Genomic DNA, 411 nt, shown 5'->3' with positions numbered 1-411 from the left:
GGGTTACTTGAGGATCGGGTAGCGGCGGACGAGTGGGGTGGCGGCCCATTGGGTGCCGAGTCCGAGGGTGGTGCCGGCGCCGGTGAGGGCGAGTCCGATCAGGGCGATGGCGTAGACGATGTGTTCGTCCATGAAGGGGTTGGTGGTGAGGGGCAGTTCGGCGGCCCACATCATGAGCAGGAGCAGTCCTGCGGTGGTGGCGGCGATGCGCATGCCGATGCCGAGGATGAGGGCGGTGCCGATTGCGGCGAGGCCGGTCATGAACAGCCAGTCGACCCAGGGTTGGCCGGCGAGGGTGGTGAACAGGCCGCCGAGGGTGTGGTCGGCGGTGCCCTTGAGGAAGCCGGCGGTGGGGCTGGCGCCGTTGGTCCAGGCCTTGGCGGCGGGGGTGGCCAGGCCCCAGCCGAACAG

The 411-nt window shown here is 70.1% G+C and carries 1 protein-coding gene; it reads right to left on the bottom strand.

The window, feature by feature from the left end:
- Positions 1-3: 3 nt before the first annotated feature.
- A partial coding sequence (locus FLX07_RS36070) for a hypothetical protein (protein ID WP_142576449.1) occupies positions 4-411 on the bottom strand: 408 nt, incomplete at its 5' end.

Origin of the sequence: Microbispora bryophytorum (genome assembly GCF_006874465.1) — a bacterium.
Taxonomy (GTDB): Bacteria; Actinomycetota; Actinomycetes; order Streptosporangiales; family Streptosporangiaceae; genus Microbispora; species Microbispora bryophytorum.
The sequence above is the reverse complement of the archived record's forward strand: the minus strand, read 5'-3'. Positions and strand labels throughout refer to the sequence as shown.